This is a genomic window from Microbacterium esteraromaticum, from assembly GCF_014084045.1.
GTDB classification, from domain to species: Bacteria; Actinomycetota; Actinomycetes; order Actinomycetales; family Microbacteriaceae; genus Microbacterium; species Microbacterium esteraromaticum_D.
Window position 1 is genome coordinate 2964149 of the sequence record NZ_CP043732.1, and the last position, 15683, is coordinate 2979831.

Annotated in this window: 21 protein-coding genes, 4 tRNA genes and 1 pseudogene; 13 read left to right on the top strand and 13 right to left on the bottom strand. The window is 67.3% G+C overall.

Annotation, left to right across the window (positions count from 1 at the left end; genetic code table 11):
• Window positions 1–885: an AraC family transcriptional regulator gene (locus FVO59_RS14220; protein WP_182253213.1), complete on the bottom strand. Its 885-nt coding sequence runs from the start codon at window positions 883–885 to the stop codon at window positions 1–3.
• A 98-nt stretch (window positions 886–983) separates the two neighbouring features.
• A pseudogene (gene pdxS / locus FVO59_RS14225) lies at window positions 984–1885 on the bottom strand (pyridoxal 5'-phosphate synthase lyase subunit PdxS).
• Between the two features lie 68 nt (window positions 1886–1953).
• Here pdxS and FVO59_RS14230 point away from each other — a divergent pair.
• A complete protein-coding gene (locus tag FVO59_RS14230; RefSeq protein ID WP_182253214.1) occupies window positions 1954–3264 on the top strand; it encodes an aminotransferase class I/II-fold pyridoxal phosphate-dependent enzyme in 1311 nt (436 codons plus the stop codon).
• 4 nt (window positions 3265–3268) lie between these two features.
• Window positions 3269–4120: a pyridoxal kinase PdxY gene (gene pdxY / locus FVO59_RS14235; protein ID WP_182253215.1), complete on the top strand. Its 852-nt coding sequence runs from the start codon at window positions 3269–3271 to the stop codon at window positions 4118–4120.
• Window positions 4121–4123: 3 nt separating this feature from the next.
• Here pdxY and FVO59_RS14240 read toward each other — a convergent pair whose 3' ends face one another.
• The 5 genes from FVO59_RS14240 to FVO59_RS14260 form a co-directional block, all read right to left on the bottom strand.
• Window positions 4124–4666: an HIT family protein gene (locus tag FVO59_RS14240; protein WP_182253216.1), complete on the bottom strand. Its 543-nt coding sequence runs from the start codon at window positions 4664–4666 to the stop codon at window positions 4124–4126.
• Window positions 4663–6600 (bottom strand): threonine--tRNA ligase, encoded by a 1938-nt coding sequence (thrS, locus tag FVO59_RS14245; RefSeq protein WP_430736355.1) that lies wholly within the window; start codon window positions 6598–6600, stop codon window positions 4663–4665. Before thrS ends, FVO59_RS14240 begins: the two co-directional genes overlap by 4 nt.
• 350 nt (window positions 6601–6950) lie before the next feature.
• Window positions 6951–7118, bottom strand: coding sequence for a hypothetical protein (locus FVO59_RS14250; protein ID WP_182253218.1), 168 nt, complete (start codon window positions 7116–7118; stop codon window positions 6951–6953).
• A 118-nt stretch (window positions 7119–7236) separates the two neighbouring features.
• Window positions 7237–7533, bottom strand: coding sequence for a hypothetical protein (locus FVO59_RS14255; RefSeq protein WP_182253219.1), 297 nt, complete (start codon window positions 7531–7533; stop codon window positions 7237–7239).
• 108 nt (window positions 7534–7641) lie between these two features.
• Complete coding sequence (locus tag FVO59_RS14260) at window positions 7642–7908, bottom strand: hypothetical protein (protein ID WP_182253220.1); 267 nt, start codon at window positions 7906–7908, stop codon at window positions 7642–7644.
• A gap of 156 nt (window positions 7909–8064) precedes the next feature.
• Between FVO59_RS14260 and FVO59_RS14265 the strand changes: the two genes are divergently transcribed.
• Window positions 8065–8823 (top strand): hypothetical protein, encoded by a 759-nt coding sequence (locus FVO59_RS14265; RefSeq protein WP_182253221.1) that lies wholly within the window; start codon window positions 8065–8067, stop codon window positions 8821–8823.
• Window positions 8824–8843: 20 nt separating this feature from the next.
• Here the strand turns inward: FVO59_RS14265 and FVO59_RS14270 are convergent, their stop codons facing one another.
• The 4 genes from FVO59_RS14270 to FVO59_RS14285 all read right to left on the bottom strand — a co-directional run bounded on the left by FVO59_RS14270 (window position 8844) and on the right by FVO59_RS14285 (window position 9509).
• Window positions 8844–9035: a hypothetical protein gene (locus FVO59_RS14270; protein ID WP_182253222.1), complete on the bottom strand. Its 192-nt coding sequence runs from the start codon at window positions 9033–9035 to the stop codon at window positions 8844–8846.
• 177 nt (window positions 9036–9212) lie between these two features.
• Window positions 9213–9284, bottom strand: a tRNA-Val gene (locus FVO59_RS14275).
• Window positions 9285–9309: 25 nt separating this feature from the next.
• Window positions 9310–9380 (bottom strand) — tRNA-Cys (locus FVO59_RS14280).
• Between the two features lie 56 nt (window positions 9381–9436).
• Window positions 9437–9509, bottom strand: a tRNA-Gly gene (locus tag FVO59_RS14285).
• A 205-nt stretch (window positions 9510–9714) separates the two neighbouring features.
• Between FVO59_RS14285 and FVO59_RS14290 the strand changes: the two genes are divergently transcribed.
• A tRNA-Val gene (locus tag FVO59_RS14290) sits at window positions 9715–9790 on the top strand.
• A 15-nt stretch (window positions 9791–9805) separates the two neighbouring features.
• Here FVO59_RS14290 and FVO59_RS14295 read toward each other — a convergent pair.
• Together FVO59_RS14295 and FVO59_RS14300 are read right to left on the bottom strand one after the other, a co-directional pair.
• The gene (locus FVO59_RS14295) at window positions 9806–11164 is read right to left on the bottom strand and encodes a site-specific integrase (protein WP_182253223.1); all 1359 of its coding nucleotides are present in this window, start codon (window positions 11162–11164) and stop codon (window positions 9806–9808) included.
• Window positions 11161–11646 (bottom strand): helix-turn-helix domain-containing protein, encoded by a 486-nt coding sequence (locus FVO59_RS14300; RefSeq protein ID WP_182253224.1) that lies wholly within the window; start codon window positions 11644–11646, stop codon window positions 11161–11163. Before FVO59_RS14300 ends, FVO59_RS14295 begins: the two co-directional genes overlap by 4 nt.
• Window positions 11647–11811: 165 nt before the next feature.
• Between FVO59_RS14300 and FVO59_RS14305 the strand changes: the two genes are divergently transcribed.
• From FVO59_RS14305 to FVO59_RS14345, 9 genes are all read left to right on the top strand, one after another.
• Complete coding sequence (locus FVO59_RS14305; protein ID WP_182253225.1) at window positions 11812–12048, top strand: helix-turn-helix domain-containing protein; 237 nt, start codon at window positions 11812–11814, stop codon at window positions 12046–12048.
• A 28-nt stretch (window positions 12049–12076) separates the two neighbouring features.
• Window positions 12077–12826 (top strand): hypothetical protein, encoded by a 750-nt coding sequence (locus tag FVO59_RS14310; protein ID WP_182253226.1) that lies wholly within the window; start codon window positions 12077–12079, stop codon window positions 12824–12826.
• Window positions 12823–12999: a hypothetical protein gene (locus FVO59_RS14315; protein ID WP_182253227.1), complete on the top strand. Its 177-nt coding sequence runs from the start codon at window positions 12823–12825 to the stop codon at window positions 12997–12999. Before FVO59_RS14310 ends, FVO59_RS14315 begins: the two co-directional genes overlap by 4 nt.
• Window positions 12996–13283, top strand: a complete 288-nt coding sequence (locus FVO59_RS14320) for a hypothetical protein (protein WP_182253228.1) — start codon at window positions 12996–12998, stop codon at window positions 13281–13283. The genes FVO59_RS14315 and FVO59_RS14320 overlap by 4 nt, the downstream gene beginning before the upstream one ends.
• Window positions 13280–13723 (top strand): hypothetical protein, encoded by a 444-nt coding sequence (locus FVO59_RS14325; RefSeq protein WP_182253229.1) that lies wholly within the window; start codon window positions 13280–13282, stop codon window positions 13721–13723. The genes FVO59_RS14320 and FVO59_RS14325 overlap by 4 nt, the downstream gene beginning before the upstream one ends.
• On the top strand, window positions 13720–14208 hold the full coding sequence (locus FVO59_RS14330; protein WP_182253230.1) for an MGMT family protein: 489 nt from the start codon (window positions 13720–13722) through the stop codon (window positions 14206–14208). The genes FVO59_RS14325 and FVO59_RS14330 overlap by 4 nt, the downstream gene beginning before the upstream one ends.
• Window positions 14201–14857, top strand: a complete 657-nt coding sequence (locus FVO59_RS14335; RefSeq protein ID WP_182253231.1) for a hypothetical protein — start codon at window positions 14201–14203, stop codon at window positions 14855–14857. The genes FVO59_RS14330 and FVO59_RS14335 overlap by 8 nt, the downstream gene beginning before the upstream one ends.
• Window positions 14858–14972: 115 nt before the next feature.
• Window positions 14973–15407, top strand: coding sequence for a protein-glutamate O-methyltransferase CheR (locus FVO59_RS14340; RefSeq protein ID WP_182253232.1), 435 nt, complete (start codon window positions 14973–14975; stop codon window positions 15405–15407).
• A complete protein-coding gene (locus FVO59_RS14345; RefSeq protein WP_182253233.1) occupies window positions 15335–15619 on the top strand; it encodes a protein-glutamate O-methyltransferase CheR in 285 nt (94 codons plus the stop codon). The genes FVO59_RS14340 and FVO59_RS14345 overlap by 73 nt, the downstream gene beginning before the upstream one ends.
• Window positions 15620–15683 lie beyond the last annotated feature (64 nt).

Genomic DNA, 15683 nt, shown 5'->3' on the forward strand with positions numbered 1-15683 from the left:
TCAACTCCGTTCGATCGGCAGCCACAGCTCGGTTGTCGCCGTGCTGAAATCCTCGGCGCGATCGATGACCGCGACGAGAGAGGGTCCGGGGCGCAGCCGCCACGGGTTGGAGGGGAACCATTCGGTGGCGGTGGCCGCCCATGCCGCCTGAAGCGCCGCCGGGTACGCTCCGGAGGTGCGGAACACCGCCCATGCGCCGCGATCGACCTCGATCGCGTCGAGGTCATCCGGCACCGGAGAGCCGGCGGACACGGCGACGCCGTGCAGGTAGGTGAGCTCGCTCCCCTCGGCGTAGTCCGCATCGACATCGGCACTCACCTGCAGTATCCCTGCGGGTTCGGTGTCGCCGAGCCGCTTGAGCCTGGTGTGCTCGTCGACGGGCAGCGACGCGATGTGCGCCTGGATGTGCGGATTGGCTCCCTCGTGGATCAGCGGCACGCGCGCTGCGTGCCCGATCAGGCGGAAGGCGTCTCGTTCGGTGATGCGGACATCCATGGGGATGCTCCCTTCTACGGTCAGGCGGAACCTGAGCTGCGGCTGGCTGCGAAGGGGGCCGCCGTCACGGCGCACGACGCCATGGGCGACGCCGTGCACAGCGCGGAAAGCCCGGCCGAATGCCTCTGTCGATCCGTAGCCGTAGCGCACCGCGATCGAGAGCAGATCCTCGCTGCCGACGACGTCGGACGCGGCGACGGTCATCCGTCTACGACGGACGTACTCCGACACCGGCATGCCCGAGAGCGACGAGAACATGCGACGCACGTGGTACCCGGTGGTTCCGGATGCCGCGGCGATGCCGTCGATGTCGATGTCGTCGCCGAGGTGCGACTCGATCTCATCGACGAGGCGGTTGAGGATCTCGATCACGGTGGCTCCCTTCGACATCGAGTCTCCACCGGCAGTGACCACCGCGCCCGACGATCCGGGTCCGATCCGATCGGGTCGGATCGACCCCGGGATCGCGCCGCCTGCCGAAGGCGGGCTTACCAGCCGCGCTCGGCGAGGCGGTGCGGTGCCGGGAGGTCGGAGACGTTGATGCCGACCATCGCCTCTCCCAGTCCGCGGGAGGCCTCGGCGATCACCTTCGGGTCATCGTAGAACGCGGTGGCCTTCACGATCGCCTTGGCGCGGGCGACCGGGTCGCCCGACTTGAAGATGCCGGAGCCGACGAAGACGCCGTCCGCGCCGAGCTGCATCATCATCGCGGCGTCGGCGGGGTCGCGACGCCCCCGGCGACGAACAGCACGACGGGCAGGGTGCCGGTCTCGGCGATCTCCGCGACGAGTTCGTACGGGGCCTGCAGCTCCTTCGCGGCGACATAGAGCTCGTCCTTCGACAGGGCCCCGAGCGCCGCGATCTCGCCGCGGATCTTGCGGATGTGCTTCATCGCCTCCGAGACATCGCCCGTGCCGGCCTCTCCCTTGGAGCGGATCATGGCCGCGCCCTCGGTGATGCGGCGCAGGGCCTCACCCAGGTGGGTCGCCCCGCAGACGAACGGCACGGTGAAGGGCCACTTGTCGATGTGGTTCACGTAGTCGGCTGGCGAGAGCACCTCCGACTCGTCGATGTAGTCGACACCGAGCTCCTGCAGCACCTGCGCCTCGACGAAGTGGCCGATGCGGGCCTTGGCCATCACCGGGATCGAGACCGCATCGATGATGCTGTCGATCATTTCGGGGTCGCTCATGCGCGAGACGCCGCCCTGGGCGCGGATGTCCGCCGGCACTCGCTCGAGTGCCATGACGGCGACGGCTCCTGCATCCTCGGCGATCTTCGCCTGCTCGGCCGTGACGACGTCCATGATGACGCCGCCCTTGAGCATCTCGGCGAGACCGCGCTTGACGCGCTGCGATCCGGTGGTGGGGTTCTGGTCGGTGGATGCCATGATCACTCCTCGTTGTGACAATCCGCACTTTGGCCTATGCCAAACAATAGCACCATACAATCGGAGTGATGGACGCGATGATCACCGGGACCTCCGCCGCCGAGATAGCAGACAGCGTGCGCGGGCTGCGCGAGCGCGGTGCGCTGCGCCCCGGCGATGCGCTTCCCCCGGTGCGCGAGCTCGCGACGACCCTCGGCGTGAACCGCAACACCGCCGTGGCGGCGTACCGCCAGCTCTCCCAGGCGGGACTCGTCTTCTCTCGAGGCCGGGCGGGCACCGTGATCGCCGGAGCCGAGCCCGTGGCTCAGGAGGGCGTGGCCGACACGGTGCTGCGCGACATCGCATCCGGCAATCCCGACCCGGCCCTCATCCCCGATCCGACGCCGGCTCTCGGCCGGATCGTCGGTCGGCCGGTGCTGTACGGCGAGCCGGTGATAGACGCGGGGCTGGAGCAGTGGACACGGGAGTGGATGCTCGCCGACCTGCCCCGTGACGACCTGCACGTCGTCGTGACCAGTGGCGCCGTCGATGCGGTGGAGCGCCTGCTCGCCCAGGCGCTGATGCGCGATGACGCCGTTGCGCTCGAGGACCCGTGCTTCCTCTCCAGCATCCATACCGTCAGGCTCGGCGGCTATCGCGCGGTCCCCGTCGCGGTGGACGAGGAGGGGATGACCGTGGACGGCCTTCGCGCGGCGCTGGATGCCGGGGTCCGGGCGATCATCAGCACTCCGCGCGCGCAGAACCCCACGGGCGTGAGTCTCTCCCCCGCACGCGCCGCGGCGCTCCGCGACGTCCTCGCCGACCACCCGTACGTCCTGATCATCGAGGACGACCACTTCTCGCTGCTCTCGTCCCACCCCTACGCGTCGCTGATCGCGCCGACGCATCGTCGGTACGCGCTGATCCGCTCCGTGTCGAAGTTCCTCGGCCCCGACATGTGCCTCGCGCTCGCAGGGACCGATCCGACCACGGCGGAGCGACTGGCGATGCGCCTCAGCCCCGGAACGACCTGGGTGAGTCACCTGCTGCAGCGGCTCGCGCATGCACAGCTCACCGATCAGGCCGCGCGCGCTCAGATCGCACGGGCCGCCGAGCACTACGCCGCACGCAATCGCGCTTTCACCGAGGCGCTGGCCGCCCGCGGCATCGCCACCGTCTCGACCGATGGGCTCAGCCTGTGGGTGCAGCTCGAGACGTCAGCCCGCATCGCCGCCGAGCGGCTGATGCGGAAGGGCTGGCTGGCCCGCCCTGGCGACGAGTTCCTGCTCGACGACGCAGCAGGGCCGTCGAGGCACCTTCGGCTGACCGTGCACGACCTGACCGACGTCGAGAGCTCGCGTCTCGTCGACGATCTCGCCGCCGCGGCAGTGAGAGGATGACAGGATGAAGATCCTCTCGATCCAGTCGGCCGTCGCGCACGGTCACGTCGGAAACTCGGCCGCCGTCTTCCCGCTGCAGCGCATCGGCGTGGACGTGCTGCCGGTGTACACCGTGAACTTCTCGAACCACACGGGGTACGGGGCATGGCGCGGACCGATGATCGACCCGTCCGACGTGCGCGAGGTCATCACCGGCATCGAGGAGCGAGACGTCTTCGGGCAGATCGACGCCGTGCTCAGCGGATACCAGGGCGGCGAGGGCATCGCCGATGTGATCATCGACGCCGTGGCACGGGTGAAGGCCAAGAACCCGGATGCCGTGTACGCCTGCGATCCCGTGATGGGCAACGCGAAGTCGGGATGCTTCGTCGCCCCGGCGATCCCCGTGCTGCTGCGCGACAAGGTCGTGCCGGTCGCCGACATCATCACGCCGAACCAGTTCGAGCTGGGCTTCCTCACCGGCACTGAGCCCTCCGACCTCGAGTCCACGCTCGCGTCGGTCGATGCGGCGATGGCGATGGGACCGTCGACGGTTCTCGTCACCTCGGTCGAGCGGCCCGACCGCGAGGAGGGCACCATCGAGATGCTCGCGGCGGATGGGAAGGGCGCCTGGCTGGTCGCCACACCGCACCTGCCGATGAAGGCGAACGGCTCGGGCGACGTCACGGCCGCGCTGTTCACGGCGCACTACGCCTCCACCGGCGACGCGAAGCTGGCGCTGGAGCGCACCGTGTCGAGCGTCTTCGACCTGCTGCAGAACACCCTCGACTCCGGCGACCGCGAGCTTCGGCTCGTCGAATCGCAGGAGACCTACGCGAACCCGCGGATGCAGTTCACCGCGCGCCAGGTGCGCTGAGGCTCAGCGACCGCCGGTGGGCCAGGCGTTCGCGACGGCATCGCGGATCTCGTCGAGCAGCTGCGGCAGCGCCTTCGTCTTCGCGATGATCGGGAAGAAGTTGGCGTCGGTCGCCCATCGCGGCACGATGTGCTGGTGCAGATGGGCGGCGACGCCGGCACCGGCGACCTCGCCCTGGTTCATGCCCAGATTGAACCCGTCGCAGCGAGACACCTCGCGAAGCACGCGCATCCCCGTCTGCGTGAGCGCCCCGATCTCGGCGACCTCCTCGGGCGTCGCCTGGTCGTACGTGCCGATGTGACGGTACGGGCACACCAGCAGGTGCCCCGAGTTGTACGGGAACAGGTTGAGCACGACGAACGCCGTCTCGCCTCGCGCCACGATCAGGCGCTCCTCGTCCGGATGCTTCGGCGCCTCGCAGAACGGGCACTCGTCGCGCAGGGGCTGTGGCCCCGCCTGGATGTACGCCATCCGGTGCGGGGTCCACAGCCTCTGGAACTCGTCGGGGACTCCGGCGAGGTGACTTGCGTCCTCGAGTCCGGTCAAGCCAGATCCTCCGAGGTCATCACCCGTGCGTGGCTCGAGATCGCCGAGCGGATCCGCGAGACGGCATCCGCGATGGGCACGCCGTTCTCCTGCGAACCGTCGCGGAAGCGGAACGAGACCGTGCCGGCGGCTCGATCCTGCTCTCCCGCGATCAGGATCACCGGCACCTTCGCGGTGGTGTGATTGCGGATCTTCTTCTGCATGCGGTCGTCGGAGTGGTCGACGTCCGCCCGCACACCGGCATCCCGAAGCTGGGCGATGACGCCGTCGAGGTATTCCGAGTACTGATCGGCGACCGGAACCCCCACGACCTGCACCGGGGCCAGCCACAGCGGGAAGTCGCCGGCGTAGTGCTCGAGCAGGATGGCGAAGAAGCGCTCGACAGAGCCCAGCAGTGCTCGGTGGATCATCACCGGGCGATGCTTCTGCCCGTCGGGACCGGTGTACTCGAGCTCGAACCGCTCAGGCTGGTTGAAATCGAGCTGGATCGTCGACATCTGCCACGTGCGGCCGATGGCGTCACGGGCCTGCACCGAGATCTTCGGACCGTAGAACGCCGCCCCACCGGGGTCGGCCACCAGCTCCAGGCCCGACTCCAGGGCGACCTCGCGCAGGATGTCGATCGCCGTCGACCACTGCTCGGGCTCACCCAGGAACTTGTCGTTGCCCTCCTCGTTCGTGGACAGCTCGAGGTAGAAGTCGTCCAGTCCGTAGTCGCGCAGCAGCGTGAGCACGAGGTTCAGGTTCGTGGCGAGCTCGTCGCGCACCTGGTCCTGCGTGACGTAGATGTGCGCATCATCCTGGGTCAGGCCGCGCACGCGGGTGAGACCCGAGAGCGTTCCGCTCTTCTCGTACCGGTAGACGGTGCCGAACTCGGCCATCCGCAGCGGAAGTTCACGGTAGCTGCGACCGCGCGCCCGGTAGATCAGGTTGTGGAACGGGCAGTTCATGGGCTTCAGGTAGTAGTCCTGGCCCTGGCGGGTGATGTTGCCCTCGTCATCGCGCGCCTCATCGAGATGCATCGGGGGGAACATGCCGTCCGCATAGGTCTGCAGATGACCCGAGGTCATGAACAGATCCTTCTTGGTGATATGCGGGCTGTTCACCACCTCGTAGCCGTTTCGCAGCAGGTGGCGACGCAGGTTCTCCTCGATCTCGTAGCGGATGATGCCGCCCTTGGGATGGAACACCGCCAGCCCCGAGCCGATCTCGTCGGGGAACGAGAACAGGTCCATCTCGACCCCGAGCTTGCGGTGGTCGCGTCGCTCGGCCTCGGCCATGCGCTCCTGGTAGGCGCGCAGCTCTTCCTTGCTCGGCCACGCCGTGCCGTAGATGCGCTGCAGCTGCGGGTTCTTCTCGCTGCCCCGCCAGTAGGCGGCGGCCACTCGCGTGAGATCCCACCCGTTGCCCACCATGCGGGTGCTCGGCACGTGCGGACCGCGGCAGAGGTCCTTCCAGGCGACCTCGCCGTCTTTCGTGACGTTGTCGTAGATCGTCAGCTCGCCCGCGCCGATCTCTGCGGACGCCCCCTCGGCTGCATCCGCGCCCGAGCCCGGGCCTCCGGCCAGGGCGATGAGCTCGAGCTTGAACGGCTCATCGGCCATCTCGGCGCGCGCCTCGTCCTCGCTGACCACCCGGCGGGTGAAGCGCTGCCCCTCGCGGATGATGCGCTGCATCTCCTTGGAGATGGCTTTGAGGTCTTCCGGTGTGAACGGAGTGTCGACGCCGAAGTCGTAATAGAAGCCGTCTGTGATGGGCGGGCCGATGCCGAGGTTCGACTGCGGACGGATGCGCTGCACCGCCTGAGCCAGCACGTGCGCCGTCGAGTGGCGCAGGATGGCGAGGCCGTCGGGGCTGTCGATGCCGACGGGCTCGATCTCGTCGCCGTCGGCGACGGTCGCCGCGAGGTCTTTCAGCTCTCCGTTGACGCGCATGGCGACAACGGAACGATCGGTGAACAGGGCGAAGCCGTCGCGCTTGTCGACGCTGGGCTGGGCGATGTCTGACACGGGTTTCTCCAGATAGACGATGGAACGAGACGACTCAGCTGCAGGCGCGAACGCGCCCTGCCCGCTCAGGCGTCCGTAGTTCGCGCGACGACACCGGTGACAGAGGTCACGAGAGCGGCCGGCGCGGATTCCATGCCCTGAAGTCTACGCCGCCGCGTCACGGCATCCCGCATCCGCCCCGCAGACATGAGAAGGCCCCGGTGTGCGAGCGCCCGCTCTGCGCACCGGGGCCGGCGCCGATCGTCACCCGTTGACGGTCGGCGCGGGGTCGGAGGTCACACGCTCGTGTTTCGACCCGAGACCGCCCTGATGAGCCACGCGATCACCGCGAGCGCAAGAAGGACCAGTCCGACCCACAGCAGGAAGTTCAGGGACTGCACCAGTCCACCCGTGATGGCGAGGATGATCGCGATCACCGCGACGATGATCAGAAGAGGATTCATGACCGCTCCTTTCCGTCCTGGAGCCCGCATGAGCTCCGATGCAACGACAGTAGGGTCGCCGACCGGTTCGACGTAGGGGGTTGACTCGGCCGGTCGGAGCGTGCGAGTACGTGTCTGATCAGAACAGGTCGGCGGGGAAGTCGTCGATACCGCCGGGTTCTGCGGCGTCGACCGCTTCCGCACGGACGGGCAGGATCGCGATGCGCACGCGACTGAGCGGCGAAACGAGCACGGATACCTCCGCGCCGTCCGCCCTGCGGAAGTCCACGAACCGGGTCTCGGCGGCCGCGCGCTCGATCCGCTCCTTCAGCGCGCCTATGTCCTGGTCGCGGTCGAGTGGGATGCCGTCGTCATCATCGATCGAGATGATCGCCTGCTGCGTCTCTCCCATGCTCATGCCAGCGAACGTAGCCACGTCCAGACTCATCGCAGAGGGGGTTGCGCTCGCCATGCCGACTCGCAAGACGCGCGACTGCCGGCGTCCCGGAAACGACTCGGTCGACGGGAGCCTGCCCGTTCGCGATCAGTGCCCGCGGACCACCCGGCGAAGACCGTTCCGCCGGATCAGCAGCGCCACGACGATGAAGACGGCCATGGTCACCCCGCCGGCGATCGAGAACAGAGTCGGTCTCAGATCGCTGAATCCAGCTGCGAGGCTCAGCAGCGTGCCTACGAGCCATCCGGCGACGGGCAGCCCCACCTCGTCTCGTCCTGCGGCCACGATCCCGCAGGTGAGGACGACCGACACGGTTGCGAGCACGGCGCCGATCGTTCCCAGCGGCACCAGCATCTCTGAAAGCTGGTAGTGAATCGTCAATGTGTTCAACGCGGTCCTTCGCTGCTCTGGTGTTCCCACTAAGAGACGGCGAAACGCCCGATTCATTACGGCCGGGCGCTCGATCCGAGACCGAACAGGACTACGGAGCGTCTCGATATCGTGAAGGATATGGACGAGACGCAGGAGCCAGGAGCGCAGGAAGCAGAGCCGTGGTCGCCGCGGCGTCGCTGGCTCGCGGGAATCATCGTCGTCCTGGTTCTCATCGGGCTTTTCGCCTTCGCGCCAGGACCGATCCTCCGGATCATCCACACGAACAGCGCTCACGAGCTCGTCGACCGTCTGCCCGCCGAGCGCGACATGCTACTCGCGAAGCAGGACGAGTTCCGCGCCCCGCTGAAGAAACTGGACGATCCGGTGCGTTCCTGGACCGAGGTGGGCTGCTCGCTCGTGCCGCGATACAGCGATGGCGACGGCGAGCAGGACGTGGTGATGTTCTACTGGCAGCAGTGCTGGCTGCAGGCCATGGAGCTCTATCCTGTGCCCGAGGGGCTCACAGACGGCGCTTCCGTTGCCGCCTGGCTCGGCGGCCACACCGCGGGCGACCCGACGTGCGGTGAGCTCCTCTTCGACGTCCTCACCCCTGAGGCAGGCGCAGTAGGACCACACGAGTACACGCCGGTCCTGTGGTGGGTCGACCCTGACGGCACACCGCCCGAGGATGAGCCGGATCGCTGCGCGCTCGCTGCTCCAGGCGGTCCACACACAGCGCATGTCACGGTCGACGTCGACGAGCCCATGACTGCCGAGTCCTATCTCGTCTACACGGTCCGGACCCCGTTCGCTGCGACCCGCGTCGGGTGCGACAACGCGATGTCATCCTGGCTCGGCGGCTGCGTGGGAGAACCGGACGGGTTTCCGGTGATGTGAGTCGACAGGACGGCGAGTTCCTAGAACAGCGAGCCCATCCAGTCGATGACGACGACGCCAGCCACGACGGCCATGGCGATGGCAACCAGAGCGCCCCAGCTCGTCGGGCCCCAGGTGAATCCGTCGAAGCTCGCGAGCCACGGCCGCTGATACCAGCGTCGGCCTTCCTGACCCGCGCCGTCGCCTTGTAGATCCTCGCCCTCCGTACTCATCCCTCCACCGTATCGGCGGTCCGGCAACGCGCCAGGTTGCTGCTCCCTGGCTGTTGCAGCGGCTGGCGGAATGTCCTCGTCGGCATACCTGGAATCATCGACACGTAGATGGCACGCGGGCCGCTCTGCACCGGGCCGGATACGCAAAAACCCCGGCTGAACCGGGGTTTTCGTCTGTGCGCGATACTGGGATCGAACCAGTGACCTCTTCCGTGTCAGGGAAGCGCGCTACCGCTGCGCCAATCGCGCCTAGAAGGCTGTTCAGTTGTCAGAGAGGTGGCGACGGGATTCGAACCCGTGTAAACGGCTTTGCAGGCCGGTGCCTAGCCTCTCGGCCACGCCACCGCGAGGTGGATTCGAACCCACATGCCGAAACCCCCTGAAGGGGGCTCCTGCACTCGAGCGGATGACGAGACTCGAACTCGCGACCCTCACCTTGGCAAGGTGATGCGCTACCAACTGCGCTACATCCGCATATTCTGTTTTCGTTCCCGGCGTCCCGGGCACTTGAAATACATTAGCCCAGGATCGGCGCATCGCCAAACCGCTTCGCGATGCCGGGCGTGTCTCATGATCGTACGGAGTGCCGCCACGCCCGGCATCCCGCACGGTGTCGGGACGGTGCCGCTGATCGGGTATGCTTTCTGACTGTGCCACCGTGCACGACACAACTCCACATGGGCGATTGGCGCAGTTGGTAGCGCGCTTCCTTCACACGGAAGAGGTCGTCGGTTCGAGTCCGGCATCGCCCACCACAGGGAACCGCGTAATCACGCGGAAGTCCCCACTCCCCCAGTGCTGAAAGACGCGCGCTCTGCTGTCTGGTTGTGCACTTGTGGTGCACCTACCCTCGGAACCAGCGCCGCGACGGCCTCAGCGGCATGCCGGGCACGGTCGCCGATCAGGTGCGTGTACACGTCCGACGTGATGACGACTGACGAGTGCCGCAGCCGCTTCGACGTCAATGCGATGTCGGCCCCACTCGCGAGCATCAGCGACGCGTGCATGTGCCGCAGCCCGTGCATCTTGATCCACGAGAGCGGCGGCTGAGGCTGCTCGCCGCGTGCGACACGCTCGACGTTCTCGGCGGCGATCGTCGCGTTCGTCGCTGCCCAGACCGGCTTGAACACGTTCTTCAGCACGTAGTCGCGCCGCAACGGTCGCCCGTCCTCGTGGGTGAAGACGTAGCCGCTGTTCTGCCAGAGCGCGCCGAGCCGGTCGCGGTCGCCCTGCTGGGTGATTTGCCAGGCGACGAGCGCGCCGACCGTCTGATCTTCCAGGTCGATGCTCGCCTGGCTCTCTTCGGTCTTCGGCTCCTTCTCTTCGACCTTGCCGTCGACGATCGTGCGCGTCCACCGCACGGTGAGCGTGCGCGACGCGAGGTCGACGTCGATCCACCGCAGCCCGGCCAACTCGGCAGGGCGTAGGCCGGTGAACATGGCGACTTCGAGCACGACGCCGAGCCGGTGCTGCGCTGCGTGGTCGAGGAACCTCCCGGCCTGTGCGGGTGACCACGGCTCGAACTTCGCGCGTCGCTCCTTCGGGAACACAACGCCGTTCGCGGGGTTCGCTGGGATGAGATCGCCCCGCACGGCTGCCGTGAGTGCACTGCTGATGCCCCGGTGCGCCTTCTTGACGGTCGGCACGCCGCGACCGGCAGCGAGCATGCTGTCGACGAAGCGCTGCACGTCGGCGCGCCTGATGTCGCTGAGCCGCATCCGCCCGAGAGCGCTCGGCGCGACGTCGTTCTCGAAGTAGCGCCCGTACGCCGATCGAAGACCTGCCGAGAGGCCGCTCGTAGTCAGCCACTCGTCGCACCACTGCGCGAACTGCGTGCGGTTCGTCTCGCGGAACTGCCCCGTGTCGTGCTCGGTCTTCGCCTTCGCGTAGGCGGACTGAGCCGCCCGCTTGCTGGTGAAGTTGGCGACGCGCGTCTGTAGCCGTTTCATCTTCTTGGTCTTCGGATCGAAGCCGAATCCCCGGCTGAGGTAGTAGCCCCATTTGCCGTGCTTCGGGTCGGCGAGCAATGTGGGGCACGCTCGCGCGATCTGCGCCTCGGTGGCGCTCTCGGGCAGGTTGCCGTATGGCTTGCCGTCCGCGTTGCGGCACGAGCATCTGCGATAGATCATTGATCTTCCTCTCTGGGCTGTGGCTCGGCTGTCTGCCGAAGCCAGGTCTTGCGCGCGCCGATCGCGTCGGCATACGTCTGTTCCACCGCTCCGTGCAGGGCGGTGATCTCGTGCAGGTGCGAGTCGAGCGCACGCGTGAGACGCGCGATCACCTGTAACGGTGCTGACGCACCGTTACTGAGTGCACGCGCGCCGGGTTCGATCTCGTCGCGGCCCACGGACTGGCCGTCGATCTCGACCGCGTCGACCTCGTCGGGGATCGAGAACAGCGACGCAGGTCGAACGGTGAGCGCTCGCGCGAAGAGCACGACATCGTCGGCTGTCCACGTGCGTTTTCCGCGCTCAGCCTCGGAGACGGCGCTGATCGTCCACGCGCGGCCTGACAGTGTTGCGAGCCGTTCGGCGAACGCGTCTTGCTGCATCCCGATGCCTCGTCTCTCGCGCTTCACGTTCTGCCCGATGATCTCTCTCATCGTGCTCATGGGCACTCCTTCCTGATTCAATTGGCTACCTATATACACGAATCTGTGCATCATCAGAATAGCGTGAAATACCTGATTTGTGATGTATGCTGATGACAGCAGTAAGAACGTCAAGGCACGGCGGGCCCGGTCTGACGATCCGACACCTACGTCCAAAGGATCGCCATGCCCGCCACCGTGAAGCCCGCCGTCACCCTGACCGCCGCAGACTTCGACCTTCCGAACCCCCTCCCCGTCGCATTCGACGTGCGAGACGCCGCCCCGATCTTGGGCGTCGGCGAGAGCACGATGTGGCTCGCCGTCCGCTCGGGCGAGATTCCTTCGATCCGCATCCGAGGGCGCGTGCTCATCCCCACTGTCCCGTTCCTCCGCATGTTCGGCATCGAGCACACGAACGACTGAGCGACCGGCTCGACGGAGGGCGAGAGACGTGGGATTCACGACCTTGGAGCGCATGAAGAGCGCGCTGCTGACGACGACGGTGACGTCGCTCGAACGCGCGGTGCTGCTCGACATGGCTATCGCGGTCGACGATGACGCGCCGCTCTACACCTGGGGTCACGATCGGCTCGCGCTCGCGATCGGCAAGACGCCGGGCACGCCTGCCGCAAAGCAGGCGCTCAGCGTGCGCATCCTCCCTTCGCTGATCTCGAAGGGGCTCATCCGCAAGCGCTCGGCCGCGCATCGCGGGCATCGGGCTGAGTACGAACTGCTCGTGCTGGGTGACCCAGGAATGGGTAACGGTTCACGCTCGGGAATGGGTAACGGTTTCGACGATGACGTGTCACGCGTGACTCACGGCGAACACGGAATGGGTAACGGTTCCGAGGGCGAATGGGTAACGGTTTCAGAGGGAATGGGTAACGCCCAGACCGTTACCCCTCTACCTATCTCTCTACCTCCCTCTCCGACAGGAAAGCGCATCGCACGCGCTGCGCGCCGTCCCAGCGATCGACAGATGGTGTTCGCATCAGACATCGCTCATCTGCTCGACGTCGCGGCTGAGCCTCAGACGAGCGCAGAGGCAGCCGAGTTCATCCGCGAGAACTGGCCCGAGATCGAGCGACGTGCTCACAACGGCGAGCCGTTCGATTGCTCGATCGCTGATCTATCGCCTGCGACGCGTCGATACGCACGCGAACGCGGGCTGCTGCTGAACGACGAAAGGACGACCGCATGACCTACTACACACTCGCCGGGCTGCTGATGCTCGCGGGCGCGCTCGTCGGATTCGTCGATGTGATCCGCCCGCACCTGCACACCCAGAGCACATCGACCGCGAAAACCGCAGATCAGACAGGTAGGCGCTTCACTCACCCTGAAGTGCTCGACGAGAGGAAGACCACACGATGACCACCACACCGACCGGCTCGGCTCTCGAACGTGCCGCCCTCGTCGAGCGCGCTCGCCGCATCATCTCGACGCCAGAGCGGAACAGTCTGCGCGAGGCCCGTGCTCAGCGCCGACACGCCCTCAGCGGCTACAAGGTCGCGCTCGATCAGATGCGCCCGCAGCATTACGGCGCGGTCAAGGCGTACGCCGCCGCTCTCAGCGCCGAAGCCGCCGCGAACCGTGCCGAAGCGAACGAACTGCGCGACCTGCTCGCGGCGATTCTCGGCGTCCGGGAGCAGCGATGACCAGCGGCTACAACCGAGTGCACTACCTGCTGCGTCGCGATCGCGGCAGCGCTGTCGGACGCCCGTGCGTCGTGCCGGGCTGCGCGCGGCTCGCTGACGGCTGGGGACTCGTCGGCGAAGCGACGCATTACGGCGAGAAGGGCGGCGACGGCAAGCCGGTGCGCTGGTCGACCGATCTGAACGACTATGCGCCGCTCTGCTACAGCCACAACTCGCAGTTGGATCGCGGCGGCGACCTACTGATGTGCCCGCGCGGTCACGTCCGGCTGACGTGGGGAGTGACGAGCAACGGGGAGTGCGTCGGCTGTCGACGCGAGCGGCTGCGCGAGCACAAGCGGCGCCTGCGAGCAGACCCCGGATACCGAGCGCGTGAGAACGCCCAGCGACAGGAACAGCGAAAGCGTCGCGCCGAGCGCGCGAAGAACGGAGAACAACCGTGACCGAATCCGAGCACGGCGGCGACCGCAACAGTGTGCCCGCCCGCTACACAGCCGCGCAGCGCGCGAACGAAGCGCTGCAACTGCGGCTCATGCGCGTCTCGTATCGCGACATCGCGAAGCGGGTCGGCTACGCCAACCCCGGCAGCGCGTATCGAGCCGTCGAGCGCGCGCTGAAGGCGCTGCCGAAAGAGAGCGCGAAGGCCTTGCGCGAGCAGGAACTCGAAGCGCTCGACGTCGCCCAGCGGTCGATCATGCGCATGGTGCTCACCGGGCATCTCGGCGCGATCGACCGGATGCTGCGACTCATGGACGCCCGCGCTCGGCTCGCCGGGCTGTACGCCGTGCCGGTCGATACCGGCGTCGACGAGTTCAAGGCCGTCCTGAAGGCATGGGCGTCGACGCTCGCGAACGACGTCGACGCCGACGAAGAACGTCTGGCCCGCACAAGCGGGCAGATCACCGAAGAGAGGAACAACCGTGACTGACACCACCCGATTCGCTGCCGCCGTGCGCGGCTACCGGGACGAGATCACCGCCGCGATGCAGATCAGCGACGACAGCCTGAGCGCTACCGGCCTTGGAGAGCGTCAGCGTGCCGCTGTAGCCGCTGCGCGCGCCCGTCTGCTGTCTGCGGTGCCGCCGCTGCCGGAAGGCGCTCAGCGCCGCGATGACGTGCTCGCAGGGCTGGGCGCGACGACCGCCGATGCGATCGCCCGCATGCAGCACGAGCAGGGCAAGGTGCGGGCGCTGCTCGACGCCGGTCGCCCGCTCGGGCAGATCATCGCGAGCGCCGACGACGTGCGTGCGCTCGCGATCGCCGATCTCGTCGAGACACTGCCGCAGGTGCTCGACTCGAAGAGCGGCGCGGAGATCGTCGCAGAGGTTCGCGGCCTGGTCTTCGACAGGCTCGCCGATCTTGGCGTCGAGGCCGCTGCGGGCGTGCGCGACGTCGAGCAGAAGAACGCCCCGGCTATCGCCTGGCACCGGGCGATGACCGAGACGGCTGCGGGCAGCGATGCGACGGTCGCAGCCTGGCAGGACGTCTACCGCGCCGACCCGGAGGGTTACGAGGTCGTGCGCGAGGGCTTCGACGGCCAGGTCGACGAGTGGACGCGTCGCCTCGATCTCGCGTAGTCGCGAGCGGCGTCGTCGTGTCGGTCATCCGCGACGACGCCGAGAGGGGCGGGCGGTCGTATCTCGCCCGCCCCTCGTTCTCATCACACAAGCAACGTTAGGAAGGCACCGGAGCATGAACGCTCACACCGACAACACCGCAGCAGCGCTCGCGGCAGGCGGCATCTGGCCGTGGGCTGCCACGCAGACCGAATGGGGACGCGACCCCGAGATGTGGCCGGGACTGCTCGAACTCATCCCACAGACAGGCACCGTCTGGTGTGCTGGCGCCGCGACCGGCGAAGAAGCCCTCACGCTCGCCGCGCGCACCCCCGACACCGTCAAGATCGTCGCGAGCGAACTGCTGCTGCCCGCGCTGAAGGCCGCATGGGAGGGACGCTACCCGCGTCGTATGGTCGATGCCGCCGTCGAGGCGCGCAAGATCACCGCTGACGAAGCCGACCGCATCTTCGCCGATTACGACGAAGCGGCGACTGGGTGCACGTCGACGAAGCGATCAGCGCCCGCATCCGCTGGTGGCCGCACGATCTCGCCGCGCACATGCCGCTGACAGGCATCGACGTCGTGCTCTGCCGGAACGTGCTGCCGACGATCACGCGGCAGGATCGGGCGGGCGTTGTCGACCGTCTCGCACAGATGGGCGTGCCTGTCGTCCTCGGCGCATCCGACCTGCTGCACGCGGGTCGCGACTGGCTGCGACGCTTCACGCCTGCTGGCTCACCGTTCGTGCTTCGCTCGACGCCCTCGCGCCGGAGCGCTTGACCGCAAGGGAAGAGAGCACTCGCTCTGATCTGGGGTTTCTCGACCTGCTGGCACAGCGATAGTG

Excerpts from the sequence above, each read along its gene's own strand:
- FVO59_RS14300 (WP_182253224.1), bottom strand. The coding sequence starts at position 11,646 with ATGAGCACGATGAGAGAGATCATCGGGCAGAACGTGAAGCGCGAGAGA.
- FVO59_RS14265 (WP_182253221.1), top strand. The coding sequence starts at position 8,065 with ATGGACGAGACGCAGGAGCCAGGAGCGCAGGAAGCAGAGCCGTGGTCG.
- FVO59_RS14260 (WP_182253220.1), bottom strand. The coding sequence starts at position 7,908 with ATGCTGGTGCCGCTGGGAACGATCGGCGCCGTGCTCGCAACCGTGTCG.
- pdxY (WP_182253215.1), top strand. The coding sequence starts at position 3,269 with ATGAAGATCCTCTCGATCCAGTCGGCCGTCGCGCACGGTCACGTCGGA.
- FVO59_RS14320 (WP_182253228.1), top strand. The coding sequence starts at position 12,996 with ATGACCACCACACCGACCGGCTCGGCTCTCGAACGTGCCGCCCTCGTC.
- FVO59_RS14340 (WP_182253232.1), top strand. The coding sequence starts at position 14,973 with ATGAACGCTCACACCGACAACACCGCAGCAGCGCTCGCGGCAGGCGGC.
- FVO59_RS14305 (WP_182253225.1), top strand. The coding sequence starts at position 11,812 with ATGCCCGCCACCGTGAAGCCCGCCGTCACCCTGACCGCCGCAGACTTC.
- FVO59_RS14250 (WP_182253218.1), bottom strand. The coding sequence starts at position 7,118 with ATGAATCCTCTTCTGATCATCGTCGCGGTGATCGCGATCATCCTCGCC.
- FVO59_RS14270 (WP_182253222.1), bottom strand. The coding sequence starts at position 9,035 with ATGAGTACGGAGGGCGAGGATCTACAAGGCGACGGCGCGGGTCAGGAA.
- thrS (WP_430736355.1), bottom strand. The coding sequence starts at position 6,600 with ATGCGCGTCAACGGAGAGCTGAAAGACCTCGCGGCGACCGTCGCCGAC.
- FVO59_RS14230 (WP_182253214.1), top strand. The coding sequence starts at position 1,954 with ATGGACGCGATGATCACCGGGACCTCCGCCGCCGAGATAGCAGACAGC.
- FVO59_RS14220 (WP_182253213.1), bottom strand. The coding sequence starts at position 885 with ATGTCGAAGGGAGCCACCGTGATCGAGATCCTCAACCGCCTCGTCGAT.
- FVO59_RS14325 (WP_182253229.1), top strand. The coding sequence starts at position 13,280 with ATGACCAGCGGCTACAACCGAGTGCACTACCTGCTGCGTCGCGATCGC.
- FVO59_RS14315 (WP_182253227.1), top strand. The coding sequence starts at position 12,823 with ATGACCTACTACACACTCGCCGGGCTGCTGATGCTCGCGGGCGCGCTC.
- FVO59_RS14295 (WP_182253223.1), bottom strand. The coding sequence starts at position 11,164 with ATGATCTATCGCAGATGCTCGTGCCGCAACGCGGACGGCAAGCCATAC.